The 25,614-nt window shown below is 38.0% G+C and carries 25 protein-coding genes; 14 read left to right on the forward strand and 11 right to left on the reverse strand.

Annotated features, from left to right (window positions below):
* The first annotated feature begins 19 nt into the window (after nucleotides 1–19).
* The 4 genes from G8O30_RS03110 (at nucleotide 20) to G8O30_RS03125 (ending at nucleotide 3,247) form a co-directional block, all read left to right on the forward strand.
* On the forward strand, nucleotides 20–796 hold the full coding sequence (locus tag G8O30_RS03110; protein WP_239673534.1) for an enoyl-CoA hydratase-related protein: 777 nt from the start codon (nucleotides 20–22) through the stop codon (nucleotides 794–796).
* A 69-nt stretch (nucleotides 797–865) separates the two neighbouring features.
* A complete protein-coding gene (locus G8O30_RS03115; RefSeq protein ID WP_239673535.1) occupies nucleotides 866–1,600 on the forward strand; it encodes an AzlC family ABC transporter permease in 735 nt (244 codons plus the stop codon).
* On the forward strand, nucleotides 1,597–1,911 hold the full coding sequence (locus tag G8O30_RS03120; protein ID WP_239673536.1) for an AzlD domain-containing protein: 315 nt from the start codon (nucleotides 1,597–1,599) through the stop codon (nucleotides 1,909–1,911). Before G8O30_RS03115 ends, G8O30_RS03120 begins: the two co-directional genes overlap by 4 nt.
* 85 nt (nucleotides 1,912–1,996) lie before the next feature.
* The gene (locus tag G8O30_RS03125) at nucleotides 1,997–3,247 is read left to right on the forward strand and encodes a M48 family metallopeptidase (RefSeq protein WP_239673537.1); all 1,251 of its coding nucleotides are present in this window, start codon (nucleotides 1,997–1,999) and stop codon (nucleotides 3,245–3,247) included.
* A 138-nt stretch (nucleotides 3,248–3,385) separates the two neighbouring features.
* Here G8O30_RS03125 and G8O30_RS03130 read toward each other — a convergent pair whose 3' ends face one another.
* Nucleotides 3,386–3,625 (reverse strand): IDEAL domain-containing protein, encoded by a 240-nt coding sequence (locus G8O30_RS03130; protein WP_239673538.1) that lies wholly within the window; start codon nucleotides 3,623–3,625, stop codon nucleotides 3,386–3,388.
* A 266-nt stretch (nucleotides 3,626–3,891) separates the two neighbouring features.
* Here G8O30_RS03130 and G8O30_RS03135 point away from each other — a divergent pair, with 266 nt between their 5' ends.
* Nucleotides 3,892–4,422: a competence protein ComK gene (locus G8O30_RS03135; RefSeq protein ID WP_239673539.1), complete on the forward strand. Its 531-nt coding sequence runs from the start codon at nucleotides 3,892–3,894 to the stop codon at nucleotides 4,420–4,422.
* On the opposite strand, the gene G8O30_RS03140 is transcribed toward G8O30_RS03135, so the two are convergent.
* Complete coding sequence (locus tag G8O30_RS03140) at nucleotides 4,400–4,792, reverse strand: YhjD family protein (protein WP_239673540.1); 393 nt, start codon at nucleotides 4,790–4,792, stop codon at nucleotides 4,400–4,402. The genes G8O30_RS03135 and G8O30_RS03140 overlap by 23 nt on opposite strands.
* A 166-nt stretch (nucleotides 4,793–4,958) precedes the next feature.
* Here G8O30_RS03140 and G8O30_RS03145 point away from each other — a divergent pair, with 166 nt between their 5' ends.
* Together G8O30_RS03145 and lepB are read left to right on the forward strand one after the other, a co-directional pair.
* Nucleotides 4,959–5,573 carry a TVP38/TMEM64 family protein gene (locus tag G8O30_RS03145; protein ID WP_338040658.1) on the forward strand — a complete coding sequence of 205 codons (615 nt, stop codon included), beginning with the start codon at nucleotides 4,959–4,961 and terminating at the stop codon, nucleotides 5,571–5,573.
* Complete coding sequence (gene lepB, locus G8O30_RS03150; RefSeq protein WP_239673542.1) at nucleotides 5,573–6,142, forward strand: signal peptidase I; 570 nt, start codon at nucleotides 5,573–5,575, stop codon at nucleotides 6,140–6,142. The genes G8O30_RS03145 and lepB overlap by 1 nt, the downstream gene beginning before the upstream one ends.
* A 54-nt stretch (nucleotides 6,143–6,196) precedes the next feature.
* On the opposite strand, the gene sda is transcribed toward lepB, so the two are convergent.
* A complete protein-coding gene (gene sda / locus G8O30_RS03155; protein ID WP_239673543.1) occupies nucleotides 6,197–6,352 on the reverse strand; it encodes a sporulation histidine kinase inhibitor Sda in 156 nt (51 codons plus the stop codon).
* A 63-nt stretch (nucleotides 6,353–6,415) separates the two neighbouring features.
* On the reverse strand, nucleotides 6,416–7,588 hold the full coding sequence (locus G8O30_RS03160; protein ID WP_239673544.1) for an MFS transporter: 1,173 nt from the start codon (nucleotides 7,586–7,588) through the stop codon (nucleotides 6,416–6,418).
* Between the two features lie 86 nt (nucleotides 7,589–7,674).
* Here G8O30_RS03160 and addB point away from each other — a divergent pair, with 86 nt between their 5' ends.
* Genes addB through G8O30_RS03175 form a run of 3 tightly spaced genes read left to right on the forward strand, consistent with a single transcriptional unit; the run spans nucleotide 7,675 to nucleotide 15,164 of the window.
* Nucleotides 7,675–11,154, forward strand: coding sequence for a helicase-exonuclease AddAB subunit AddB (gene addB / locus G8O30_RS03165; RefSeq protein WP_239673545.1), 3,480 nt, complete (start codon nucleotides 7,675–7,677; stop codon nucleotides 11,152–11,154).
* Complete coding sequence (gene addA / locus G8O30_RS03170) at nucleotides 11,151–14,846, forward strand: helicase-exonuclease AddAB subunit AddA (RefSeq protein ID WP_239673546.1); 3,696 nt, start codon at nucleotides 11,151–11,153, stop codon at nucleotides 14,844–14,846. Before addB ends, addA begins: the two co-directional genes overlap by 4 nt.
* 12 nt (nucleotides 14,847–14,858) lie before the next feature.
* On the forward strand, nucleotides 14,859–15,164 hold the full coding sequence (locus G8O30_RS03175) for an HNH endonuclease (protein ID WP_239673547.1): 306 nt from the start codon (nucleotides 14,859–14,861) through the stop codon (nucleotides 15,162–15,164).
* A gap of 682 nt (nucleotides 15,165–15,846) precedes the next feature.
* On the opposite strand, the gene G8O30_RS03180 is transcribed toward G8O30_RS03175, so the two are convergent.
* The 6 genes from G8O30_RS03180 to G8O30_RS03205 are packed head-to-tail and all read right to left on the reverse strand — an operon-like array spanning nucleotide 15,847 to nucleotide 17,764.
* On the reverse strand, nucleotides 15,847–16,065 hold the full coding sequence (locus tag G8O30_RS03180) for a spore germination protein (RefSeq protein ID WP_239673548.1): 219 nt from the start codon (nucleotides 16,063–16,065) through the stop codon (nucleotides 15,847–15,849).
* A 13-nt stretch (nucleotides 16,066–16,078) separates the two neighbouring features.
* On the reverse strand, nucleotides 16,079–16,462 hold the full coding sequence (locus tag G8O30_RS03185; RefSeq protein ID WP_239673549.1) for a spore germination protein GerPE: 384 nt from the start codon (nucleotides 16,460–16,462) through the stop codon (nucleotides 16,079–16,081).
* 6 nt (nucleotides 16,463–16,468) lie between these two features.
* Entirely contained in the window at nucleotides 16,469–16,648 is a 180-nt protein-coding gene (locus tag G8O30_RS03190; protein WP_239673550.1) for a spore germination protein GerPB, read from the reverse strand.
* A 5-nt stretch (nucleotides 16,649–16,653) separates the two neighbouring features.
* The gene (gene gerPC / locus G8O30_RS03195) at nucleotides 16,654–17,244 is read right to left on the reverse strand and encodes a spore germination protein GerPC (protein ID WP_239673551.1); all 591 of its coding nucleotides are present in this window, start codon (nucleotides 17,242–17,244) and stop codon (nucleotides 16,654–16,656) included.
* 22 nt (nucleotides 17,245–17,266) lie between these two features.
* Nucleotides 17,267–17,524 (reverse strand): spore germination protein GerPB, encoded by a 258-nt coding sequence (locus G8O30_RS03200; protein ID WP_239673552.1) that lies wholly within the window; start codon nucleotides 17,522–17,524, stop codon nucleotides 17,267–17,269.
* A gap of 18 nt (nucleotides 17,525–17,542) precedes the next feature.
* Entirely contained in the window at nucleotides 17,543–17,764 is a 222-nt protein-coding gene (locus tag G8O30_RS03205; protein ID WP_239673553.1) for a spore germination protein, read from the reverse strand.
* 134 nt (nucleotides 17,765–17,898) lie between these two features.
* Between G8O30_RS03205 and G8O30_RS03210 the strand changes: the two genes are divergently transcribed.
* The 3 genes from G8O30_RS03210 to G8O30_RS03220 all read left to right on the forward strand — a co-directional run bounded on the left by G8O30_RS03210 (nucleotide 17,899) and on the right by G8O30_RS03220 (nucleotide 22,636).
* Nucleotides 17,899–19,020, forward strand: a complete 1,122-nt coding sequence (locus G8O30_RS03210; protein ID WP_239673554.1) for a DUF418 domain-containing protein — start codon at nucleotides 17,899–17,901, stop codon at nucleotides 19,018–19,020.
* Nucleotides 19,021–19,095: 75 nt separating this feature from the next.
* Entirely contained in the window at nucleotides 19,096–19,461 is a 366-nt protein-coding gene (locus G8O30_RS03215; protein ID WP_239673555.1) for a YisL family protein, read from the forward strand.
* A gap of 205 nt (nucleotides 19,462–19,666) precedes the next feature.
* Nucleotides 19,667–22,636, forward strand: a complete 2,970-nt coding sequence (locus G8O30_RS03220) for a bifunctional diguanylate cyclase/phosphodiesterase (RefSeq protein ID WP_239673556.1) — start codon at nucleotides 19,667–19,669, stop codon at nucleotides 22,634–22,636.
* Between the two features lie 147 nt (nucleotides 22,637–22,783).
* Here G8O30_RS03220 and G8O30_RS03225 read toward each other — a convergent pair whose 3' ends face one another.
* Nucleotides 22,784–23,347, reverse strand: a complete 564-nt coding sequence (locus G8O30_RS03225; protein ID WP_239673557.1) for a DUF2777 family protein — start codon at nucleotides 23,345–23,347, stop codon at nucleotides 22,784–22,786.
* A gap of 207 nt (nucleotides 23,348–23,554) precedes the next feature.
* Here G8O30_RS03225 and asnB point away from each other — a divergent pair, with 207 nt between their 5' ends.
* Entirely contained in the window at nucleotides 23,555–25,405 is a 1,851-nt protein-coding gene (gene asnB, locus G8O30_RS03230; protein ID WP_239673558.1) for an asparagine synthase (glutamine-hydrolyzing), read from the forward strand.
* Nucleotides 25,406–25,614: the final 209 nt, after the last annotated feature.

Here is a 25,614-nt window from a genome sequence, read left to right on the forward strand (position 1 = left end):
TTTTAGTGGAGGGATGAAAATGACGTATATAAAAACACACCAAGTGAATGACGTTAAAATACTAGAGTTATCCATTGAGGAAAAGCGTAATGCTTTATCATATCCTGTCATGCAAGAGCTAAGTACGTTATTAAAAGAAATTAGAGAGGATACGTATACTAGAGTAGTTGTTTTACGAGGAGCTGGAGAGAAATCTTTCTGCGCTGGTGCAGATTTAAAAGAGAGAGTAAACCTTACTCAAGAGGAAGTGAGAAGAAATGTATTAGCAACGCAACAGCTAACTATGCTGCTGGAAACGTTGCCTCAGCCAACCATCGCTTTTTTAAATGGAGTAGCATTAGGTGGTGGGTTAGAATTGGCATTAGCGTGTGACTTTCGATTAGCTGTAAAGGAGATATCACTTGGTTTACCTGAAACGAACTTAGCTATTATTCCGGGTGCAGGTGGGACGCAGCGTCTTCCAAGATTGATTGGAGAAAGTTTAGCAAAAGAGTGGATCTACTTTGGGAAAATTGCTAGTGCGGAAGAAGCTTTAGCTTGTGGATTAGTGCACCGAATTTATACTAGAGAGGAAGCGGCAAGTAAAGTTTTAGAGTTTGCCCAAGAACTTGCTAATCGAGCGCCACTAGCTGTCCAACAAGCAAAACGTTCCATCATAGGGGGACGGGACCGTCGAATGAAAGACGCTTTGCGTGTGGAATGGATGGCGTATGAAAGTTTACTAGATACCCATGACCGTGTAGAGGCATTAGATGCATTCTTAGGTAAACGGTCTCCAAGTTTTTTAGGAAAGTAAGAAATTGTATGCTTGACCAGTACCCTTACATGTAGAATAATGAAACAAAAAAGTAGGGGGAACATGACTATGCAGCCTTCTTCGGCCTTGGATATAGAGAGAGCAAACGATTCTGGTACGACGTTTAATCAAGGGATAAAAGCGGGTCTACCTATTGCTATGGGCTACATGCCTATTGCATTAACTTTTGGTCTAGTCGCAAAAAGTACAGGATTGGAAGTTTGGGAAGCCGTTTTTATGAGTTTGCTTGTTTTTGCTGGTGCCTCTCAGTTTATTGCATTGAATTTAATTGCTCTAAGTACTGGTGTCATAGGCATTATCATCACTACATTTATTGTAAACATCCGACATTTCCTCATGTCTGCTAGTGTGCAGGCAAAAATAGACGAAAAGTCAAAAGCGAAAAAAGCATTGCTTAGTTTTGGATTAACAGACGAAACCTTTTCTGTATTATCTCTACAACCAGGTAAAGTTTCCGCTAGTTTTACGGCGGGTGTTATGCTTGTTTCCTACAGTAGTTGGGTGATTTTTTCAGGTGTAGGGCATGCGATTGGTGCTAGCTTACCTACAATTTTACAAGAGAGTATGTCCATCGCATTGTACGCAATGTTTGTAGGGTTACTAGTTCCGTCATTTAAGACTTCCACTAAAGTAATTACACTTGCTGTAACGGCTGCACTTATTAATTCTATGTTGACTTTAAGCGCAATCGTTCAGCCTGGATGGGCCATTGTGATCTCCACTCTTACTTCCGCTATTCTTGTAGAATGTGTGGCTTATAGTAGAGGGGAGGGACAACAATGAACTGGAGTTTCTTTGCTATTTTAGTAGGTATGTCATTAGTAACGTATATTCCGAGAGTTTTACCTGTGTTTATGATGGGAGAAAAGCCTCTACCGCCGTTCGTAGAAAATGTATTAAAAAATGTGCCGTATGCAACACTTGGAGCTTTAATCTTTCCAGGAATCTTACTAATCCATGAATCCATCTGGTTCGGATTAGGAGGAGCAGTGTTTGCAATTACCATTGCATGGCTAGGTGCGAATGTCCTAGTGGTGGTTCTTGGATCAATTGCGTTTGTTAGTGTGATGCATTTAATTGTGTCAATTCTATAATGTCTTCAAACAAACTAAATTACGGTTCTAATCCTTCCCCTACTTGTCTACATATTAATAGACAAGTAGGTTAGGGGGAACATAGATGAGACGAAAATGGTTACTACGATTACTTACCGGTTATGTCCTGTTTGGGATTGCAATGTATATTTATCTTTACTTCTTACATGATGGTACAGTTCCAGATAGCGTGAAGGGGACAGCTGCAGATCCATCCAGCTTTATGAACAGTCGAGAATGGACATTGAGCCAAGAATATTCTACAGTAAAAAATTTATTATTCTTTCTTGCCACTCCTTTTGAATGGGTATTCTTATTAGGTGTGTTTTTTATTGGTTTATCAAAGAAGCTAGAAGATATTTCGGAAGGATTTACCAAGTGGAAAGCATTTCATACGGCGATGTACACAGTTACGTTATCCTTGCTCTCTTTTGTGGCAATGTTTCCATTTAGTTATGCTAGCTACCATTTTTCCAAGCTTTATCATATTAGTAATGAGACGTTTCAAGATTGGATGAAAGATGAGATTATCAATTTCTGGGTAGACGCTATTATCATGGTGCCCGTATTTATAGTCTTGTTTATGTTGATGAGGAAGTATCCTAAGAATTGGTGGTTCCCTGCATGGTTACTATCTGTTCCGTTTACTGTTTTCTTATTATTTATTCAACCAGTCGTGTTAGACCCATTGTTTAACGAATTTAGTCCACTACAGGATAAGGAATTAGAAACGAAGATTTTAGCAATGGCTCAAGAAGCAGAAATTCCTACCGATCATGTGTATCAAGTAAATAAGTCGGCAGAAACCAATGCTATGAATGCCTATGTAACTGGTATAGGGAGTAATGCTCGAATTGTGCTGTGGGATACAACGCTTGAATCCTTGACAGATGAGGAGATCTTGTTCATTATGGCGCATGAAATCAGTCACTACCGAGAAAAGGATATATACTGGGGATTAGCGTCGTATTTATTTTTAACACTTTTAGGATTGTATATAAGCGCTAGAGTGTTAACGAGATTTGAACAAAAAGAGTCTCTTGTAGGGTTTGACCAAAGTAATCAACTACGTGTGTTACCAATTTTATTAGTTACTTGGTCCCTTTTAAGTTTTGCGATCAGTCCTGTGGAGAATTGGGTTAGTAGAACTAAAGAGGTACGTTCTGATCAGTATGCATTATCCGTGACTGGGAATGAAGAAGCAGCTGTTTCAACTTTCCAAAAACTAACTCTTTCAAGTTTAGGTGAGATGAATCCTCCACTACTAGTAAAGTGGTTCAGATATGGTCATCCTCCAATGGTAGAAAGAATTTTATTGATTTCTGATAAGGAATAATAAATGGGGCTAAAGGTAAACAGACATAGTTTATCTTTAGTCTTTTTATTTAGAGCTGCTTTTAGGGTAGAAGCTTCTCTCACAAAAAAATCGAAAGCGATCTTCCACTTTCGATAAGGAGATTACTGAAGGAGGAGTTTACGAGCCATAAGCGAGAAGGTGTTTTTGAAGAGCTGACGTCGCGGACTGAAATGCTTCGTAATCTTTTGCATCAAGAGCTGCGTCAATGTCTTTGCGTAAAAGTTGCTCGTTATGTGTCCACAAGACATCACGTAAGAACATGTCTAGATACAAATGGAATAAATAGGATTCTCTTTCTTGTAGGCGCGACATCGCTTGGGCTTTCATCATTTCTGTGTACGATTTTTCATTTTTCATTGACGATCACCTCTGAAGTCAGATTTAGAATCCTTGCCTTCAACCGGAACGAAATCTAATTTTTGTAAAAAGTGATAGGGAAGACTTCCACTTGAAGGAGGTTTACTTTATTATACTGACGGACAAAAAGTTTGACAAGGATTATAGTTTAAAAATTCTGAAAATATATTTTGTGTTACAAATGCATATTGATGCATCTAACCTATTCACATTTATGATATGGTAAATTTATCCGTAAAAACGGAAAACATAAAGGAGGAAAGAGAATGTCACATATGAAAACTGACAGGAAGCATATTTCAGGAGATGTTATGTTACTTAGACCATTAGAATACGGACATCGAATATTCACAGAGGTAATTTCAGCTCAAGGGAGTTTTTTAAATCCAATGAAACCGATTGATGTAATTAAATTTAGTTGTGAATACTATGGTTCATCTTTAGATGGTAGAATACATGGTACGAAAAATATGATTCAAGTGACGAAAAAATGTCCCATCATGATTTCTCCAGAGAGCGACATATTTATGTTTCCAACGAAATCTCCGTTTCACCCTCAATGTATTTGGGTAGCAGTCAATCATGTTACTCACTATCAATCTACTCCAACCGGAGAAACTTCTGTAACGTTTACCGATAAAAAAGTCATTCAATTGCCAATATCCTATGCATCATTTGAGCAGCAAATGAGAAAAACAGCAATGCTGCAAATTAGTTACTTAAACAGACAAGAAAAAAGTAAAAAACAGCAATCTTTTCTTATAACTAAAAATTCTAGGAGCCCGTTTCATCTTTAATTGTCATCGTTGGAAGAGTGCGGTGTAGCAGGAATTCTCGTAGTAGTTGCTCCACTTTGTTACGTATCCTAGGATTAAAATAGTTATGCTCTTCTTCATATCCTCTAAATAAAAACAAATAAGATGTAAAGGTATCATCTGACTTTAGCTTTTCCACTTTCATTTGATGTTCCCTCATATAGTCACGAACCTTCTTTAAATCCCTTTGAACAGCCTTCATCGTTTCTTCTATAAGTGTTAAATATGGGTTTGGTAACTTTAAGGACGATGCTTCTAAAATGGAACGATCACGGTTTAAAACGGTTAGAACCATGGGTAAATAAAATGCCAATTCTAATTGATCTCGGTCATGTTGTGATAAACGAGTCATCAATCTTCTCTCCTTTTACGAACGTTTGTTCTTATTTTATTCTATATGCGATTAAAATACAAGTAAGGATTGTATGTTGTAACTGACTGTAAAATGGGCATAACTGTAGAAATAAAGGTAGTCCTGTTATAATAAACGTATGTACATACAGTTAGGTGGAATTAGGTTGAGTGAACTGTTTACTTTGGACAAGTTACTAGAATTAATTGGCGAATACCGTTCGTTGGGTCCAATCGTAGCTATAGTATTACCATTTTTAGAAGCATTCCTTCCATTTTTACCACTGATTATTTTCGTGACGGTAAATGTAAATGCTTTTGGTTTACTTTGGGGATTTATCTTTTCATGGATAGGTTCTGTACTAGGAGCTTGTGTTGTATTCTTATTAATAAGACGTTACGGTCATACACGATTATTGAGATGGTTAACGAGTAAGAAGACGATACAACGGTTAACCGTTTGGGTGGAACAAAAAGGTTTCGGACCGCTTTTTGTTATCCTTTGTTTTCCGTTTACACCATCTGCAGTCGTAAACGTGGTTGCCGGATTGTCTAGAATTAAGTTTATTACTTTTACGTTTGCGGTAATGCTTGGTAAACTAGTAATGATCTTTACATTAAGTTATATTGGTTACGATATTGCATCGCTTGTAAAACAACCTATCAGAACTGCTATCTTATTAGTGATCATTGCTTTGCTATGGTTAGTTGGAAAGCAAGTAGAAAAGCGATTAATGGTAGTTCAAACAAAAGTTGGGCAGCGTGAAAAGGGGAACGAATAATGAAAACAAGTTGGAAAAGAGAATTATGGGAATGGGCAAAAGCCATTATCGTAGGTTTATTATTATTTATAGTAATTCGCTCATTCTTGTTTTCGAATTATGTGGTAGATGGTCAATCCATGATGCCTACGTTAGAAGATGAAGATAAATTAATCGTCAATCGCATCGGCTATACGGTAGGAAGTATAGATCGTTTTGATGTCATTGTGTTTCACGCTACAGAAGAAGATGATTATGTGAAACGAGTAATAGGGTTACCTGGAGATACGGTAAGTTATCAAAATGATCAATTGTATGTTAATGGTGAACCATTACCTGAGCCTTATTTAGATGAATTTAAAGAAGCATCTGGAGAGATTTACTTGACTGGAGACTTTACATTGGAACAGTTGCCAGGCGGTGAGACCGAAGTACCTGAAGATATGTATTTTGTTTTAGGGGATAACCGTAGAGGAAGTAAAGATAGTAGGCATATCGGATTTATTCCAAAAGAAAATGTAGTTGGCGAAGTAAGTGTCCGTTATTGGCCGTTTGATAACTTTGAAGCTGGGTTCAATCCAACTAAATAAATACAGCATGAATGATACGGAAAAACCACGAAATGACATTTCGTGGTTTTTCCGTTAAACTTTTTTTCGCTCATATTCCGTCTCAATCGTATTTCTAGAAAAAATTTCCATCTTCAAAATTTCTAGAAATTCTATCGGTAAATCAAATTTTTGTGCTTTTTTATAAGCTTCTTTTAATTGATCATCAGTCAGCATTTTCAGTGACGTCATGTCCTCACCTCATTAACATCCTGTCACAATATAGTACGTGTTTATGGTGATTTTTTCAGTAAACTAGGATGAAATGTGGGATATAGGTTGTGAAATTCCGTTCTTCTTTTCCTTACTGCGTGAACGGGATAGCGAAATTCTCCAAAGTAGAAGAAAGTTAACCAAGAAACTACAAGTATAAAGAAGCATGGAATGAGAAAAAGGTAACCAATTATTTAAGACCGGTGAAAAACTTGCGCCCATGAGTAAAATAAATGAATATAAACTTATTGCACGAGTTCGGTGCTTTACTTCAATGGAACCAATCAATAAAATAATTGTTGGTATTAAAATGGAAATAGCCGCAACGATGGCAATGGATGAAAGATAAAATGATAGGACTGACGTGGTAAAATATACTGTAGTGAACCCGCTACACCCAAAAAGAAGTCCTACGCAAAAAGTTTTATACAGCCCTATTCGTTCAATAAAAATATGATTGAATAGAGAAGGAATGATACCAATTAATCCAATAAACCGAATAAGAAATAATTCACTCGGTGGACCGGTAAACGACCGTTGAAGTGCATCATAGTACCCTACAATACTTGCAAGTAAGGTGAAAACAATAATGTAACAAAAAAGAAGTGGTATTTTGGTACCGATTTCTATGAAAGAAGGTTGCTTTATTTTTAAGCTTGGACGAATTAGTGGAATTGACGGGATACCAAAAACAAATAGCAAAAAATATACTAATGCAAAAGAGAGATATACATATGGCCAACTGAGAGAAAGACTTATATAAGAACTCCAAAGCTGTCCGACTATCCCTGCTATTAAAAAACTGGTATTTAATGCGGTAATCATAATGGGTAAGATTTTACCAGAAAACCAAGCATAGCAAAGAGAAAAAGCGACTGGAGCAAAACTTCCGAGTGAGAATCCTTGTAAGGTTCTTGTGATATAAAGTTCTTCTAAGCTTGAGCTAAAACCGACAAAAATACTAGTAATAAATGCAGAAAGCATACCAAATAGAATAATATGTTTGTGTGCAAATCGAGTAACTAATGAGCCGAATACAAGCAGTCCAACTCCATAAGACAACGTGAAGAGACTGCTACCGATAGCGATAGCACTCTGCTCATTTGAAAACTGGTCGGATAATACAGGATATAAAGGAATTAAAGTATAGATATTACATGCAACAAGTAATCCTACAAGGAATAAGTAGACAGGTAAGTATTTGGTGAAGTTCATCACCTTTCCTCCTTTTTCCATCCTATTACAGTAGCCTATGTGCAAAAGGGAAAAAAGGTACGAATAACATTTAAGGAGGAGTAAAGATGGGATTAACTTTACATATTGGCAGAAGTGGGACTGGAAAATCAACCAAAACACTGAAAGAAATAGCAGCCCTAGAGCAAGAGAATCCAATAGGGCCTTCCATAATATATCTAGTTCCAGATCAAATGACCTTTCAATCTGAGCAGGCACTAATTGAAGAGTCATCAAGAAATGGAATGATTCGAACGCAGGTATTGTCTTTTACTCGATTGGCTTATCGCGTGTTGCAGGAAACAGGAAAACTTACTCGCTATCATGTTAATTCTGTAGGACTTGCCATGTTTATTCGAAAAGTGATGGAGGATAAACGGGAAGAAATAACCTTATTCCGAAAAGTGGCAGGCAAGCCTGGTTTTGTCCAACACGTGGAAACATTATTAACCGAATTTCGACGTTATTGTGTGGAAGCGGAAGACTTAGATCAACTAAAACAAAAAGCATTAGATGGTGGTAATAAGGCTTTATCGGACAAGCTTAGTGACCTGGCATTAATGTTTGCTCCATTTAATGCATTGTTTGAAGAGCATTACATTGATTCGGAAGACTATTTTAAATGGCTAGTAGAAGGCGTGAAAGAATCAGCTTTTTTACAAGATGCCATTATCTTTATTGATGGATTTGATAGCTTTACACCCCAAGAGTTTCAGATTCTCGAGCAGCTATTAATACAGTGTAAAGAAGTGTCTATTTCTTTAACTCTCGATCGATCGATGGAATTACCAGTTTCTCCTTTAGAGCCGTTTAGGATGACAGGAGAAACTTTCGCAAAGCTTACAGAACTCTGTATGCAAAATGGAGTACCGTATCAACTTGTGAAGGAAGAAAATCAATATCGTGCAATGACTGCAGGTATAAAGCATGTAGAAGAACAGTTTTTAGAAAGACCAGCAATTTCTACATTAAAAAAAGATGGAATTCAGTTAATACAAGCTGCTAATCGCCGAGTAGAAATAGAGAATGTTGCGAGACTTATTCGACAAGAAGCAAAAGAACACGGTGTCAGATACCGTGAAATGGCGATTTTAGTCCGCAATCAAGACGCGTATCAAGAGTTGTTAGAGACAATTTTAAAAGATTATGATATTCCTTTCTTTATAGATCAGAAAAGACCCATGCTTCATCATCCCTTGATTGAATTACTGCGTTCGACCATTGATATTTTACGAACAAACTGGTCATATGAAGCGGTTTTTCGTGCAGTAAAAACAGACTTACTATTTCCATTAGATCGCTCCACAAAAGAGTTGCGTCATCAAATGGACCTGTTAGAGAACTATGTGTTAGCCTATGGGATTAAAGGACGAGATTGGACTAAAAAAGATCGCTGGCTTTATCGAAATACTAGAGGACTCGAACTAACGAATACACCACAAACTTCCGATGAGAAAGAGCATGAACAACTGTTAAATGAACTGCGATTGACCATTATGGCACCAATTGTACGTCTAGCAAAAAGATGGAAGCAAGCAACGTTAGGTTCGGAAAAAGCAGAAGTATTTTATTTATTCTTAGAGGAAATTGATGCACCAGCAAAATTAGATCGACTTCGAATAACCGCTGAAGAAAATGGTGACTTAGTTCATGCTAGGGAGCATGAACAAGCGTGGAATGCTGTTATGGAGCTGTTCGATCAATTTGTTGAAATATTTGGGGAGCAAGAACTTACAGTGGAAACATTTGCAGACATGATGGATGCAGGGATGGCTTCCATGAAGTTTTCTTTAGTGCCTCCAAGTATTGATCAAGTGATCGTTGCCAACATGGAGACTTCTCGTTTACGTAACATACATACCGCGTTTGTTATTGGAGTGAACGACGGCGTGTTACCAGCTAAATGGACAGATGATGGCTTGTTATCTGATAGTGAAAGAGAATGGTTCCAGTCTGTTGGTGTCGCTGTTTCTCCTACTACCACGGTTAAACTTGCAGATGAAGAATACATTGCGTATAAAACTTTTAGTTTACCAACAAATAACCTTGTAGTTTCGTATAGCATGGCAAATGAAGAAGGGAAGCCATTATTACCTTCTCTCTACATTAAGCGCTTAAAGGAACTTTTCCCTAGTTTAGAAGAGGAAATGATTTTAGGGGAACCATTTGAAGCAGAAGAGAAGCAGCAATTTAGTTATTTAAGCCATCCTGGAACAGCGATTCCGTTTGTCACATCAGCCTTGCAGTTTGCCAAACGAGGCTATCAAATTCATGACTTATGGTGGGAAGCGGCAAGGTTTTACACGGAAGACACAGCATATCGTGTCCCTGCTCAAATTGTCTTTCGTAGCTTAGCTTATCAAAATAAAGCATTACCTCTATCTGAAGAGACAGCCACGAAACTATATGGAGAGGAAATTCAAGCGAGCGTAACTAGGATGGAATTGTTTAATAGCTGTCCGTTCTCTCACTTTGCTAGACACGGTTTGCGTTTGAGAGAGCGTCAATACCACCGCTTAGAAGCACCAAACATCGGAGAGTTATTCCATGGCGCGTTAAAATACATTGCGGATCAAATTCAAGCGAACGATTTGAGCTGGGCTTCATTATCGAAAAAGCAGATCGACAAGTTATCCGTAGATGCAGTTAGCGTTTTATCACCGAGACTACAGCACCAAATCTTACTTAGTTCAAAGAGATACGAGTATATTAGGTACAAACTGCAAGAAATTGTGAAACGAGCTTCTTATACGTTAACCAAACAAGCCCAATCCTCTGGTTTCGCACCTGTTGGATTAGAGATACCATTCGGGCCAAATAAGATGCTCTCTACTGATGAGATTCCGTTAATAAACGGTAAGAGCATGGTCTTAAGAGGTCAAATAGACCGAGTGGATAAAGCAGAAAAAGACGGAAAAGTGTACGTTAGAATAGTTGATTTCAAATCGAGTAAAAAAGACTTGGATTTAACAGAAGTGTACTACGGTATTTCTCTACAAATGCTAACGTACCTAGACATGATGATAGAGCATGGAAAACCATTAGTAGGAGAAGATGTCACTCCTGCTGGTATGCTTTATTTCCACATGCAAAATCCATTAGTGAAGACAAAGTCCTTCTTAACAGAAGAGGAGATAGAAGAAGCCTTATTAAAAGAATTTAAGATGAAAGGTTATGTCTTAGATGATCATGAAGTAGTAGATTTAATGGATCAATCACTGGAGCAAGGCAGCTCTCTCTATGTTCCAATTGGCAAAAAGAAAGACGGATCATTAACAGCAGCTTCAAAAGTAACAACCAAAATGGAGATGAATTCTCTTCGTTCGCATGTCCACCGACTTTACCAAGAAAGCGGTACTTCCATGACAAATGGAGAAGTGAATATCACGCCATACAAGTTAAAAGAGAAGATTCCGTGTACATTCTGCTCGTATAAATCCGTCTGTCAATTTGATCATGGGTTGGAAGAGAATGAATATCGAAATCTATCAGCCTTAAGTAATAAAGAAGTGCTAAAGAAAATGGTAGAAGGGGAGAGTGCGGAATGAAGATACCTCCAAAACCAATAGACGTCACTTGGACAGATGACCAGTGGAAAGCAATCTACTCAAAAGGACAAGACACCCTAGTTGCGGCTGCTGCAGGTTCGGGGAAAACAGCGGTACTAGTGCAGAGAATTATTGAGAAATTATTGAATAAAGATGAGCCGATGAATGTCGATGAACTGTTGGTCGTAACCTTTACAAATGCCTCCGCGCAAGAAATGAGGCATCGTATAGGAGAAGCAATTGAGAAAGAGTTAGAGAAAAACCCTAACTCTTCTCATTTACGTCAACAATTAACGTTGTTAAACAAGGCATCCATTTCCACCCTTCATTCTTTTTGTTTAGACGTGATTCGTAAATACTATTACATGATTGAACTAGACCCTGTTTTCCGTATTGGTGATGAAACAGAAATGGAATTGATGGGTGATGATGTGCTAGAAGAAGTAATGGAAACCTACTACTCAGGTGAAAATGCTGAAGTATTTTTCCGACTTGTAGACATGTTCTCGAATGACCGTTCTGATGATCAACTATTACGTATGATAAGACAATTATATTTATTCTCACAATCTCATCCAAAACCGTTCTTCTGGCTTGAAACGTTACCAGATTTATATGATGTGACGAATGATTCGTTTGATGAGAATGACTTAACATTGTCTGCTAAACGGATGATGGAATTAGAACTTTCAGGTGCAACTGCTTTGCTTCAACAAGCGTATGAATTAACGTTAAAGCCTGGTGGACCTGCTGCCCTAGGAGAAACTCTGCAACAAGACCTTGCTGTCATTCAAACCTTGCAGCATAGCTTAGGGGGGAAATGGGATGATTGCAGAGAACATTGGTTGAAAGCAGCTTTCCCTAGAGCCAAGGCGGTGAAGGGAGCAGATGTAGATCCTGATTTAAAAGATCGCGCCACTTCTTATCGAAACAAAGCAAAGAAAATAGTGGAGGGTATGAAAGAAGAGTGGTTCTCTTTATCTAGCGTTTCATGGGTAAGACAAATGCAAGAAATGAAGCCATACATTGCTCAATTAGCAGAGCTGGTTCAACGATTTACGGATGCTTTTCAAAAGCGTAAAAGAGAAGAGAACGTCGTGGACTTTTCTGACTTAGAGCACTATTGCCTAGCTATTTTACAAGCAGAAGAACCAACTGCTGCACAGAGTTACCAAAAGAAATTTAAAGAGATTTTAGTGGATGAATACCAAGATACCAACATGGTACAGGAATCGATCATTCAAGCGATAAAAAAACCAACAGAAGAAGCGGGAAATCTATTCATGGTTGGAGATGTCAAACAATCCATTTATCGATTCCGTCTTGCAGAGCCTACTTTATTCTTATTAAAGTATGGACGGTTTACTGATGAAGCGATAGATTCGGGTCAGAAAATAGATTTATCTCGAAATTTCCGAAGTAGATACGAAGTGTTAGAAGGAACCAATTTTCTATTTCGCCAGTTATTAAGTAAATCAGTTGGAGAGATGGAGTATGAAAGAGCGGCAGAATTAATTCCTGGTGCGGCTTTCCCGGAGACAGAGCAACACCCTGTAACAGTTGCATTAATTGATCAATCAACGGAAGAAAGCCAAGTGTCGGAAGAAGACGCAGAAGAAGATTTAGCGCAAGCCCAATTAGAAGCTAGGTACATTGCAAAAGAGATAAAAACGATGCTAGATAGCGGGGAGCAGACGTATGATGCAAAAAGGAAACAACATCGTCCTATTCGTTACAGAGATGTAGTCATTTTAATGCGATCGATGACGTGGACTGCTGCAATCCAAGATGAGTTAAAGAAAGCAGGCATCCCTTCGTATGCAAACCTTTCAACTGGATACTTTGAAGCGACAGAAGTGACGATTATGATGAGTCTGCTATCTGTGATTGACAATCCTTATCAAGATATCCCTGTGGCTTCCGTTTTACGTTCGCCAATCGTCATGTTGAATGAAGAACAACTAGCGGAAATTAGAAATGCTCATCCGAAAGGGTATTTTTACGAGGCAGTAAATAAGTATGTCGCTTCTGGTTCCAATGAAGAATGGGTGACTCGTTTACAACGATTTATTACCCTGCTCCACAAATGGCGTACGAAAGCTCGTCAAGGGTCACTTGCAGAACTTATCTGGGAAATCTACCGTGATACGAGATATTATGACTTTGTAGGTGGAACTGCTGGTGGAAAACAAAGACAAGCTAATTTACGTGCATTATATAATCGAGCGCGCCAATATGAAAAAACATCGTTTAGAGGGCTATTTAGATTCTTGCGTTTTATAGAAAGAATGCGAGAGCGCGGCGATGATTTAGGAACGGCACGTGCTTTATCGGAGCAAGAAGATGTAGTGAGGATTATGACCATTCACTCTAGTAAAGGTCTAGAGTTTCCGGTGGTATACTTAGCTGGTATGGGAAGATCTTTCAACATGATGGATATTCGTAAATCTTATTTGCTCGATAAAGAAGCGGGAATTGCTACTAGCTATGTCAACACGGAAAAGCGGTACACGATGCCATCTTTCCCACAACAAGTATTAAAGAAGAAGAAGCGTTTAGAAATGCTATCAGAAGAAATGCGCGTTCTATATGTAGCCTTAACAAGGCCGCAGGAAAGATTAACGATTATTTCTACGAGTAAAGATTTAGAAAAAGATTTGTATAGCTGGGCAGAGCCGATTCAAGAAAAAGAATGGGTATTGCCAGAATACTATCGCATGCAAGCGAAAAGACCAATAGACTGGATTGCTCCAGCGATTATGAGGCACCATGAAGTCGATCTACCGATAGAAGTAGAAAGAACAGAATTTAATCATCCTTCTTCCTTCTCCCTGAAGTTTGTTCACCATCAGTCCTTGCTGCTAGAGGATGAACAACAGTCAGTAGCGGAAGACGGTTGGATTAAGTCTCTTCTAGAAGGAAAAGTAGACAAGGAAGTTACTGACTGGAAAGAGAAAGTGTATGATCAATTTACATGGTCTTATCCTTATGAGAGAAGTTCCTCTGTTCGATCCAAGCAGTCAGTAACAGAATTGAAGAGGATAATGGAAACAACGCGAGAAGATCAAGATCATGGTTGGCTACAGAAAGGCGGAATTAGAAAGCCTCTTTACGAACGACCGAAATTCATGCGAGAAAAGGCCTTATCTTCTGCTGAAATTGGAACGGCCCATCACTTGGTCATGCAGTACTTATCTTTTGACCAAGCGCCAACTAGAGAATCTTTGTGTTTGATAAAAAAAGAACTCATCGAAAAAGAATTAGCTACTGAAGTGCAAATGGAAGCAATCGAAGAAGCAAGAATCTTAGCATTTTTTGAGTCTTGGTTAGGTTTGGAAGCTATGGCTGCAGACAGAGTCATGAAGGAAGTACCTTTCAGCTTAGGAATTCCAGCTAGCCAATTAGAAACTAGTGAAGCCCTATTGAATCAAGAAGATACGGTCATTGTTCAAGGTATCGTCGATTGCTTATTTAATGTAGACGGTAAATGGACGTTAGTGGATTACAAGACCGATACGTGGCTTCCATTTAAAGGAGAAACAGAAGAAGAAACGTTAGAGAGAATGAAAGAGCGATATAGTTCTCAATTAAAGCTTTATCGAAAAGCGATTGAAACGATTTGGAATATCAAAGTACATCAAACGGCATTATTTTTCTTTGACGGTGGGCACATTATTCTTATTGAAGAGTAAGTAGGTGGTTTAATGGCGAAAAATTCTGTAGGTACATGTGAGATGTGTGAAAGAGAAGAGGTAGAGAGAACCGAGCACCATCTCATTCCGAGAGAAGAGGGCGGTACATTTTTAGAGACTGCCATGCTATGTATCCCATGTCATAAGCAAATTCATGCACTTTACACAAATCAAGAATTAGCGGTCAGACTTTATACAGTGGAGAGACTACAAGACGATCCAAAACTAGCTTCTTTTATTAAATGGATAAAAAAGCAGCCATCCGAAACGTTGCCGAGAGTGAAAAAGTCGAGAGAGCGCCGCAAAGGAAAGAAATGAAAGAAAGCTGAGACATTGTTGGTGTCTCAGCTTTCTTTTTTGTGTGGTGAGTTAGTGAGGTGGTGTCTAGCGGTATAGCAGGAATGGTTAAGGGTGGATTAGGTATACCGGAGGGAGCTGCTGCGGTATAGGTGAAGTCGTTAAGAGAGGTTCAGGTATATCAGAGGAAGCTGCCGCGGTATAGCAGAAGTCGTTAAGAGTCGTTCAGGTATACCAGAGGAAGTTGCCGCGGTATAGTAGGAGCCGTTAAGAGAGGTTCAGGTATACCGGAGGAAGCTGCCGCGGTATAGCAGAAGTCGTTAAGAGTGGTTCATGTATACCAGAGGAGCCTGCCGTGGTATTCCAGAAGTCATTAAGAGTGGTTTAGGTATACCAGAGGAAGCTGCCGCGGTATAGTAGGAGCGGTTAAGAGTGGTTCATGTATACCAGAGGAAGCTGCTGCGGTATACCAGAAGTCGTTAAGAGTGGTTCAGGTATACCAGAGGAAGCTGCCGCGGTATAGTAGGAGCCGTTAAGAGTGGCTCAGGTATACCGGAGGAAGCTGCCGCGGTATAGCAGAAAGGGGTAAGACCGTTTTAGGTATACCGCGGACCACGAGAAGAATAAATTGAAGCTCCAAGTGCCCTGCAATAAATCCACAAATAAAAAACCTCCCATCTCATAATGGGAGGTAACAAAATACTTAGTTATTACCTAGTATAGGCTGATCAACTACATTAGGATCAATCGTGTTAGTTAAGCTAATAACACTTGTGGTAATAATAAATGCACCGGTGTTTCCTCCTCCTGCACCATTGAAGCTTTTTACTGCATTTTTCGGTGAAATGATAAGGGTATCACCGAAGTGGGTTACTCCACCGCCGATGGTTAAAATCTGAACGGGACCAATTAAAGCTGGCATATAATCACCTCATTTACTCTCCTGTTTCGCCCTCTAATTGTCGAGTGTGCTTTGTTCTATTCTGTGCTGTTATACAATTGGTACTGCCTACCTGTACTAAAGAAGAAAACGATATCCCTGTGATATGAACTTTTGATACCCGAATAGAGGGTACTTGGTTTAGTCTACGCACTTGGATGATTTCCGTTAATGGTTCAATAAATATGGGCTGAGTAAACGATGGTAATTGAGAAAAATCTCCTTCTTGCGCATAAAATATTTCTTGCTCCCGTTGAACGGCTAGAACGAATGAAGTTAAATTTGCTTGATTAATATCCCCAATAACCATGTTAGAACTAAAGGTTAAGGTTGTTGAAGAGATCGATTTTACGTTAGAAGTCCTTGGACAATAACTCATACTCCATTAACCTTTCGGAGTAAGTGGAACAAAAGGTCCGATGATAAGGGATTCCGGTGGGGTATCAAATGTCGATACCAGTTGTATGACATTGGAGTCACCAATTTGAAAAACAGAAGATGATGCAACAGCTGTCATGTTGACTGTGTCAACACACAAGTTATAATTGGTCACAAAAAATTCCATTCCATTCATCCTTTCACTGCATCCGGCAAGTGCATAATATAATGTTTCACTGCTGAATGAATATCTTGTTTGCCTTGTTCAATCAAACGAGTGGTCCATTGTTCAGCATTTTCTTGAGGATGTCTCGTTGTGGTTCGCTGATAAAAATCTGCTCGACTATCAATTTGATTTAGCAAATCTTGTTGAATGTGCTCATGGTATTCTGGAGATAAAGAACGCGATAGTTCTTTCTCCATTTTTTCTATCACCAAGGGAAGCTCTTCTTGGGTATAAGACTTTAATGTGGAAGAAATCTTTTCTGAAACAGTCGCGGGATCAATGTTATGTTGGTTTTGATTAGGTAGAGAAACATCTGAATCGTTAGCAAGAGATTGAAGGTCCGCTGGATTAAGCCCGATATTCAACGTACCATCAAGTTGCTCTACTTTTAACTGATCAAATTTATATTCAATCTTATCTACACGTATAGCGGGACGATCAACTAATTCAGTCGCTTTCTTTTCCACAATCTCTAAGCGCTTCTCTAATTCATTTATTTTATTAGCTTGCTGTTGAATCGTTTGATAAAGTTGCTGAACATATGCAGTATAATCCATGTTCCCTTCTCCCTCCTTTCCATTACCCCTCTACTCTAGGTGAAGTTAAAGGCGTAAATGTCTCTGAACTTCCAATCTCTTCTGAAATTTTCTGAGAATCTGTAACGATGGTAAAACCTTTAGGCTCAGGTGCTGGACCTTGGTATTGACCTGTATTATTTAAATTGGCTGTAGGCTTTATCACTCCAGCACTTCCGATTTGAAAAACGGAGGAATTAGACACGGCGCCTACCCGAATTGTTTGTATATGAATAGATTGATGAACAATAATCTGTGCCATATCGCAATCCTCCTGAATTTATACATTTAGCGCAATAGGTTGATCTACAGCGTCTTGATCATACGTATTGGTGTTAGATAATGCATTGTATACATAAAGTCCGTCTCCAGTATTGAAAGATCCTGCACCGGCAAATGTTTTAGCGCTTGAAACAGGCTGCACTTGAAAAACATCTCCAATATTTAATACACCACTGGAACCGATACTCACCACCTGGACGATACCGACGATGGCTGGCATAACGGTCACATCCTTTTGATAAAATGAAAGTATGTCACTTCATAAATCGAGACATTCGTATAGTGCAGTGTATGAGTAGAATGAAATAATGTGATACAATCGCCTATGGAAGTTATTTGAAGGGAGAAACCATTGTGAACAACACAAGAATTGAAGTGGTAGATCAACTTAGGGGCTTTGCTTTGCTTGGAATATTTCTAGTGAATATGTTGTCATTTCATTCGCCTATCCAATACATTGAGCCATTTACCTGGTGGGAGGGATCGGAATACTGGACATACTCCTTTATTCAGGTATTTTTTCAAGCTAGTATGTACCCGTTATTTGCCTTGTTATTTGGCTTTGGGATAGCGATGATGGTGGAGAGATTAAGAGATAAAGAGAGTCCATATAAATTAATAATGACGAGAAGAATTACCTTTTTGTTATTTATTGGTTTAGTACATGGTTGGTTTATTTGGTCAGGAGATATCTTATTTACGTACGCTTTATTGGGTATTTTGTTGCTTTTATTTATCAAGAAATCGTATGCTTTCCTACGAAATTTTGCGCTTACACTTTGGGGTGTTACAACATCATTTATGATACTTGGAGCTGTTTCCCTATTCTTTATAGAAGATTATTCGGAGTTCCTTGATGTCAATTCTGTTACAAACTCCATTGCAGCATATAAGTACGGAACATGGATGGAGATCTTTACGCAACGAATGACGGATTGGTGGCAAACAAATTCGCCAGGTATGCTATTACTTCAGCTTATTCTGTTACTTCCAATTGTCTTAATGGGAGCCTCCATAATGAAATCAAAGTTATTAATTAGAGAAGATATTAAATGGGGTTTTTGGGCAAGTGTATTTTGGCTTATGGGCGTGGTGTTAAAATCCTTACCGGTATGGATGGATAATAAAATGGCCATGATGTTAATAGCTGTGTATGTTGGTGGTCCTATCTTAACGGCAGCATATATCTCTACATTTAAATGGTTGCAAAATTTCTCTTGGTCTATCAAGATATTAAAGCCGTTCGCTACAGCAGGTAAGATGTCGTTAAGCATTTATTTATCACAATCCATTATTGCAACGCTGATTTTTTACAGTTATGGCCTTGGTTTATATGATGGCGTTTCTTTAGCAACAGGAAGTTGGTTAGCGCTAGGAATTTTCGCAATACAAGTTATTGTTGCTTATTTTATCCTGTTAAAATACAAACAAGGGCCGATGGAACGTCTCTGGAGACTTGCTACGTATTTAAAATAAGTTGAAAAGTGACCGATGTAGAATAATTATGGTAGGATAAAAAAGAAAAATACTACACAATTTGGAGGTGCTTCAATGGCTACTACACATTTACATATTACTACGTGGGCTTTAGCGATTATTCTATATGCCGTAGCATTGGTTCTTTTTACTCGCGGAGCAGAAAAAGGATCTAAAATTACTCATATGATTCTTCGTTTAATGTACATCTTAATCATTATCTCCGGTATACTAATCTATCCATTTGGTAACGAGAATGCTAACCACATGATGTACGGGATTAAAGCTCTATCAGGTATCGCAACGATCACTTTCTTTGAGTTAAGCTTAGTTCGCTTAAAGAAAGGGAAAAATGCAAGACCATTTTTTATTGGTTTAGTTGTAGTGTTACTTGTAACTATTTACTTAGGTACAATTTTGCCTCAAGGAATTTGGTACTAAATAGAACTGTAGGAAAAACGTCAGTATGGGTTACTGACGTTTTTTTGTTATGTGAACAAAAATAAATCGTTGAAAGCTTAGTGATGTTGTTTAAACTAAATAGGCTTTTGTTTAAAAAATAAAATAAAATTGTCAAAAAATGTCGTGAAATGTCCGATAAATAGAGTGAAGATATTGCTAGTCCTATAGGAGGATAAACAAATTTATGCTATGTTTGAAAAAAGACTGTATACAAAGAGTGGTGAGACGATTGATACAAACAGATGTAATCTATTACGAAGGTAGAGAACAATTCAAACAGGAGTTATTTAACCTTCCAATAGGTGTTGGTTCATCTATACTCATGCAAATTATAGGGAATAAGGCAAGCAAAGAAACCTTTACTGCGATCAAAGAATTGGCAAACGAATGTATTCCCAATGTTCGTATAATTGGTAGTAATAGTGATGGTGGTGTAGTGAACGGTATGCTTACGGAGGACAAGCCTGTTATTGTGCTACGCTCCTTTCAACATGCTTCTGTGGAAACTGCCATGCTATCTTCCAAACCCATCAAGTCATTAGAAAGTAGATTAGAAGATTTATTATCTCGTATCCCTAAGGATGCTAATTTATTAATGGTTATATGTAGTAATCTAAAAGTCTCATCAGGCTTATTGTTATCTTCCATTAGAAATAAACTTCCTCATGTTCCTGTTATTGGTGGAGTATCAAGTGATGGGATTCAATTTCATCTATCTATCGTCGTAACGAATGAAGCGATAGATGAAGAAGGGGTTGCGTTTTGTTGGTTAAAAGGTAAGGAGCTTGATGTCCAAACTTACATAGGTGCAGCTTGGCAAAAAATAGGATCACCTTTTACGATTACTTCTGCAACTGGCAGGATACTGAAAGAAATAAACGGAGAAAAGCCTGTTGTGATTTTAGAAAGGTATTTAGGAAAAACATTTATCAATCGACTACCAGAGTCAAGTTTAGAATTCCCTTTTATCGTACCTCGTTCAGGTTTATCTGTGGCTCTTTTTATAATAAAAGTTCGAAAAGATGGCTCTCTATTGTTAAACAGAGGTGTTGTAAAAGGAGAAGAGATTCGCTTTGCTTTTCCTGATGTAGAAGATATGGTTCAAGCGTCTACCCATCAAGTGAAGAAACTAGCCCAAAATCCACCTGAAACAATTCTAATGTTTAACTGTATTGCTAGAAAGAAATCATTTCAGAACGTAACAGAAGAAGAAGTGAAAAATATGCAACAACTATCCCCAACAAGTGGAATGGTGTCGTATGGCGAAATTGGATCAGTTGGACAAACACCGACACAATTGTATGCGCATTCACTAGCTTATGTAGGGATATCTGAAAATCAAAAGAGACCAAGTAATCTTATGCTAGCAACCAAGGAAACGTATAAACTTTCACAAAATGATTATCGATCTATCGCTTTTACCAATTTAATAAGAGCTGCATCAAATGATGTGGAGAATCTTACAAGTTCCATCAAGTTGTCCGAAGAATATTATCGCTCTCTATTTGATAACAATACAGACTTTGTCTATTCAACGGATTTAAAAGGGAGATTCACGAGTGTTAATCCAGCGTTTACAAAGATATTTGGATTTGAAAAAGAAGAAGTCATTGGGAAATTAGCATTAAGATATATAGGAGCAGAAGACATTTCGATGGTCGTTGATAACTTCTCTAAAGCAATAGAAGGACAGGAACAATTCTATGATATAAAAATTCGAACTGCTACTCGCGAAAAGCATGTATTCCATATAAAGAATATCCCGATAACAGTAAATGGAAAATGTGTTGGTGTTTATGGAATAGGAAGAAATGTTTCAGAGCAAAGAAAAAATGAGTTAAAGATAAAACAATTAGCCTATTATGACCAAGATACCAACTTACCTAACAGAGCATATTTTTCCGATTTAGTAACAAAAGAGATTCATAACGGCTTACCTTCTCTTTCTATTTTATTTATAGATGTAGATCAATTTTCAACCATTAATGATGCATTTGGACATCGTGCTGGCGACGAACTAGTAACAGAATTGGCTTCAAGATTGGTTGCTATAATTCCGTATAATGCTTTTATTGGGCGTTTTGGTAATGATAAATTCACTATCTGTATCTTAGATGAAATATCTGATTTACAATACGACGAACTAACTAACTCCTTATTAGAGGTAATAAGGGAACCGTATACAATCTTGCATCAAGAAGTGACTGTCACCGCTAGTATTGGAGTCTCTCTCTATCCTAAACATGGAGAACATGTTACCACGTTAATGCATAATGCTGATGTAGCGTTGAGTGAAGCCAAAAAGCTTGGTGGAGATAGAGCTGTCTTATTTAATCTAGAAATGAACGATCGTTTAGTGCACCGTTTAGAGATGAAGAATCATCTTAGAAAAGCAATTGATCAAGAAGAACTAACCGTTTTTTACCAACCGATTTATCATCTAGAAAGCCAACAAATTGTGGGGTGTGAAGCACTTTTACGTTGGGATTCATCGATATATGGCTCTGTTTCTCCAGCAACATTCATACCACTAGCAGAAGAAACAGGATTGATTGTTGCGATAGGGAAATATGTCTTAAAAGAAGCATGTCGTAACTGGAAATCTCTCCAAAAGGTAGGATATGACCATTTATTTGTTTCTGTAAATGTATCAGCCATTCAATTTCAGTCTGTGACATTTATAGATGAGATTAAAGCGATTTTACATGAATATGCTGTTCCACCAAATCTATTTCATCTCGAATTAACAGAAAGTACGATGTTGCAAAATATTGACCGAGCGATTGAAACGCTAGGAAAATTAAAGCAATTAGGTGTGAAAGTAGCGATAGATGATTTTGGGACAGGATATTCTTCGTTAAGTTACTTGAAAAACTTGCCTATCAGTACGTTGAAGGTGGATAAGTCCTTCGTTCAAAGTTTAGAAAGTGGATCAGCAGATTTAGCAATAGTTCAATCAGTCATCACAGTGGCGCAAGGACTTAACTTAGAAACGGTTGCAGAAGGGGTAGAGACGCTGGAGCAACAATTATTACTAGAAGAATTAAACTGTTCTCTAGCACAAGGGTATTATGTTGCAAAGCCAATGCCGCTGGATGCATTGCTTGAGTGGTTAAAAGCTTATGAAATTTCACGACTAACAAAAAACTCCTAAGTGGATCACTTAGGGTTTTTTGTTGTTGCTTCAAGTTTGCTGCCGCGGCTGAACGCGCGCCTTCAGCTTTTGTTACGTGAGGGGTAACAACTCATCGTTGACCACGTGATGTGGTCTGTACTTAGAAGAGTATCCTTACTAAATCTTTCAGCTTTTCTTTTCAATTACTAACCTTCTCCCGGTACTATTCGTAAACTCGAAGCGATCTCTTTGCTTCATATAGTAACTAAAGTGGTGTTGGACGACACAGATTTCTTCTCCGTTATCAAACGTCATAAAGTTTACACCTTGCTTTTGCCTTGCTTTGGATAAATAGGATAAGAAATTGTGACTGTATATACAGTCATAAATGGAAAAGCCTAAATTATTTAATGAAGTTAAAAACTGAACAAATATATCAGCAGGTAATTGAAATAAAAGTTCTGTTAACGAAAAAGGTAACGGTTTCTTTAACTTTGCTTTCGTACCTTCTTGTAAGTATATAGTGTCACTTAACGTATGGATGCTAAGATCTGATTGAATGGTACCTAACAACCAGGAGTTTTGATGAAAAACTTCTATTTTTTGCCCTACTAACTCGTGCAGGGAGATAAATTCATCAGAACTTTCATCTACAAATGCAAGACCAAATGTCTCAATGTCCTCAATTTGTCCCTCTAAAATGGACCTTCTCTGTTGTTCAATTAATTTTAATCGTTCCTTTGTATTCATAAAAATTCCTCCATTAATAAGCCAGGTTACATATGTTTTGTCATGCCTAATGAAATTACCCATACAATGTGTAGAGTGGTTGATTGCATCTTCTCCACTGATTAACCATCATATTCCTCATTGCATAGACTGATTTAGGCAATAGACGTGGGCGATTCAATAATTGCTAATACAGGGTATGGAAAGATTGACGAAAGGATGATACTCATGTGTGGAATAACAGGTTGGGTGAACTTCTCAAGACCCATCGTACAAGAGCAATCAATCGTAAGTGCAATGACTAAGACTTTAAAGAAAAGAGGACCAGATGCAACAAACACATGGTTTTCTGAGCATGCTGCCTTTGGACACAAACGTTTAGTCGTAGTGGATCCAGAAGGTGGTACACAACCAATGACAAGAATGAAAAATGGGCACACCTATACATTGTGTTACAACGGGGAGCTCTATAATACAGAAGATATTCGTAAAGTTTTACTTTCTAAAGGATATTCATTTAGTGGTCATTCAGATACAGAAGTTCTTCTACAATCCTACATAGAGTGGGGGGAAGAATGTGTCCAGCATTTTAACGGAATTTTCGCATTTGCGGTATGGGATTCTAAGAAAGAACAGTTGTTTATCGGAAGAGATCGTTTAGGAGTAAAACCTTTATTTTATTTAGAAAACAAAGATGGTTTTTTCTTTGCTTCCGAAATAAAAGCAATTCTTGCACATCCTAGTGTGGAAGCAGCTGTTGATCGTCAAGGCTTAGGGGAAATGCTTGGATTGGGTCCTTCAAGGCCACCAGGTAGCGGAATCTTCAAGGATATGAAAGAATTACGACCAGCTCATGCACTCCGTATATCTCGTGAAGGCTTGAAGACATGGAGATATTGGAATGTAGAGAGCAGGGAACACACAGATTCTTTCCAAACTACGGTAGACAATGTGAAATTTTTAGTAAAAGATGCAGTGACAAGACAATTAGTCACTGATGTACCATTATGCACGTTCTTGTCTGGTGGTGTGGACTCTTCTGCAATAACGGCAATTGCATCTAACTATTATCAAGAACAAGGGCGAGGGCCATTGCACACTTACTCCATTGACTATGAAGGGAACGATCAATTCTTTAAGGCAAATGACTTTCAGCCGAATGCTGATGGATATTGGATTGACATTATGAGTAACACATTTAAAACTAATCATACGAGAAGCGTGATCACACAAGATCAATTAGTAGAAAATCTACAAGAATCTGTTTTAGTAAGAGATTTACCAGGTATGGCAGATGTAGATTCTTCTTTACTATGGTTTTGTCGGGAAATTAAGAAAGATTTTGTTGTAGGCTTATCTGGTGAATGTGCGGATGAGATTTTTGGAGGGTATCCGTGGTTTCACAGAGAAGATGATTTCAACAGAAATGGTTTCCCTTGGATGAGATCAACGAAAGAAAGACAGGGGTTACTTCGTGATTCGTGGGCGAAGAAACTTTCTTTGGAAGAGTTAGTTTCTACCCAGTATCAACAAGCCATTAATGAAACACCGAGATTAGACGGTGAATCTCCTATAGAAGCAAGAAGAAGAGAAATTACGTATTTAAATATGATTTGGTTTATGACTACTCTACTGGACCGAAAAGATCGAATGAGTATGGGAGCTTCCTTAGAGGTAAGGGTACCTTTCGCTGATCATCGTTTGGTGGAATACGTATGGAATGTACCTTGGAGTTTTAAAAATCATGAGAACCGTGAAAAAGGTTTACTGAGAAAGGCTTTAGAAGATATTTTACCGCACGAAGTTTTATATCGAAAAAAGAGTCCGTACCCAAAGACGCATAATCCTCGCTATACGGAATTAGTAACAAAATGGCTTTCTAGTATTTTAGAAGATAAATCATCCGTATTGCATGAGATTTTTGATCAAGAAAAGCTTAAGAACATTATAGAAACAAACGGTTCAGCCTTTACTGTGCCTTGGTTTGGTCAGTTAATGACAGGACCACAACTAATTGCACACTTAGCTCAAATTGATGTCTGGTTTAAACATTATAATGTTAAAGTTATAGAATCATAAAAATAAGGCTAGTATGCATAATGGGTGATCTGCATACTAGCTATTTTCGTTATCTTTATAGTGATGAAGCGGTGTCCTTCCTTTAGCTAAATTGGACGAGCAAGTCTATTAAAGTAACTAATTACATAACCTTTAAAACAAATTGTCTTGAGAGCGAGTTCAGCGTTGTCATGTAATCGACACGTGTGTATAATAAAAATATCTTATCT

The sequence above is a fragment of the Mangrovibacillus cuniculi genome, from assembly GCF_015482585.1.
GTDB lineage: Bacteria > Bacillota > Bacilli > Bacillales > R1DC41 > Mangrovibacillus > Mangrovibacillus cuniculi.

Coding starts and splice junctions, on each gene's coding strand:
- G8O30_RS03225 (WP_239673557.1), bottom strand. CDS start 23,347: ATGAATACAAAGGAACGATTAAAATTAATTGAACAACAGAGAAGGTCC.
- G8O30_RS03160 (WP_239673544.1), bottom strand. CDS start 7,588: ATGAACTTCACCAAATACTTACCTGTCTACTTATTCCTTGTAGGATTA.
- G8O30_RS03215 (WP_239673555.1), top strand. CDS start 19,096: ATGGCTACTACACATTTACATATTACTACGTGGGCTTTAGCGATTATT.
- G8O30_RS03135 (WP_239673539.1), top strand. CDS start 3,892: ATGTCACATATGAAAACTGACAGGAAGCATATTTCAGGAGATGTTATG.
- G8O30_RS03115 (WP_239673535.1), top strand. CDS start 866: ATGCAGCCTTCTTCGGCCTTGGATATAGAGAGAGCAAACGATTCTGGT.
- G8O30_RS03120 (WP_239673536.1), top strand. CDS start 1,597: ATGAACTGGAGTTTCTTTGCTATTTTAGTAGGTATGTCATTAGTAACG.
- G8O30_RS03130 (WP_239673538.1), bottom strand. CDS start 3,625: ATGAAAAATGAAAAATCGTACACAGAAATGATGAAAGCCCAAGCGATG.
- lepB (WP_239673542.1), top strand. CDS start 5,573: ATGAAAACAAGTTGGAAAAGAGAATTATGGGAATGGGCAAAAGCCATT.
- addA (WP_239673546.1), top strand. CDS start 11,151: ATGAAGATACCTCCAAAACCAATAGACGTCACTTGGACAGATGACCAG.
- G8O30_RS03205 (WP_239673553.1), bottom strand. CDS start 17,764: ATGCCAGCCATCGTCGGTATCGTCCAGGTGGTGAGTATCGGTTCCAGT.
- G8O30_RS03125 (WP_239673537.1), top strand. CDS start 1,997: ATGAGACGAAAATGGTTACTACGATTACTTACCGGTTATGTCCTGTTT.
- asnB (WP_239673558.1), top strand. CDS start 23,555: ATGTGTGGAATAACAGGTTGGGTGAACTTCTCAAGACCCATCGTACAA.
- G8O30_RS03140 (WP_239673540.1), bottom strand. CDS start 4,792: ATGACTCGTTTATCACAACATGACCGAGATCAATTAGAATTGGCATTT.
- sda (WP_239673543.1), bottom strand. CDS start 6,352: ATGACGTCACTGAAAATGCTGACTGATGATCAATTAAAAGAAGCTTAT.
- G8O30_RS03180 (WP_239673548.1), bottom strand. CDS start 16,065: ATGCCAGCTTTAATTGGTCCCGTTCAGATTTTAACCATCGGCGGTGGA.
- G8O30_RS03110 (WP_239673534.1), top strand. CDS start 20: ATGACGTATATAAAAACACACCAAGTGAATGACGTTAAAATACTAGAG.
- G8O30_RS03200 (WP_239673552.1), bottom strand. CDS start 17,524: ATGGCACAGATTATTGTTCATCAATCTATTCATATACAAACAATTCGG.
- G8O30_RS03185 (WP_239673549.1), bottom strand. CDS start 16,462: ATGAGTTATTGTCCAAGGACTTCTAACGTAAAATCGATCTCTTCAACA.
- gerPC (WP_239673551.1), bottom strand. CDS start 17,244: ATGGATTATACTGCATATGTTCAGCAACTTTATCAAACGATTCAACAG.
- G8O30_RS03175 (WP_239673547.1), top strand. CDS start 14,859: ATGGCGAAAAATTCTGTAGGTACATGTGAGATGTGTGAAAGAGAAGAG.
- addB (WP_239673545.1), top strand. CDS start 7,675: ATGGGATTAACTTTACATATTGGCAGAAGTGGGACTGGAAAATCAACC.
- G8O30_RS03220 (WP_239673556.1), top strand. CDS start 19,667: ATGCTATGTTTGAAAAAAGACTGTATACAAAGAGTGGTGAGACGATTG.
- G8O30_RS03190 (WP_239673550.1), bottom strand. CDS start 16,648: ATGGAATTTTTTGTGACCAATTATAACTTGTGTGTTGACACAGTCAAC.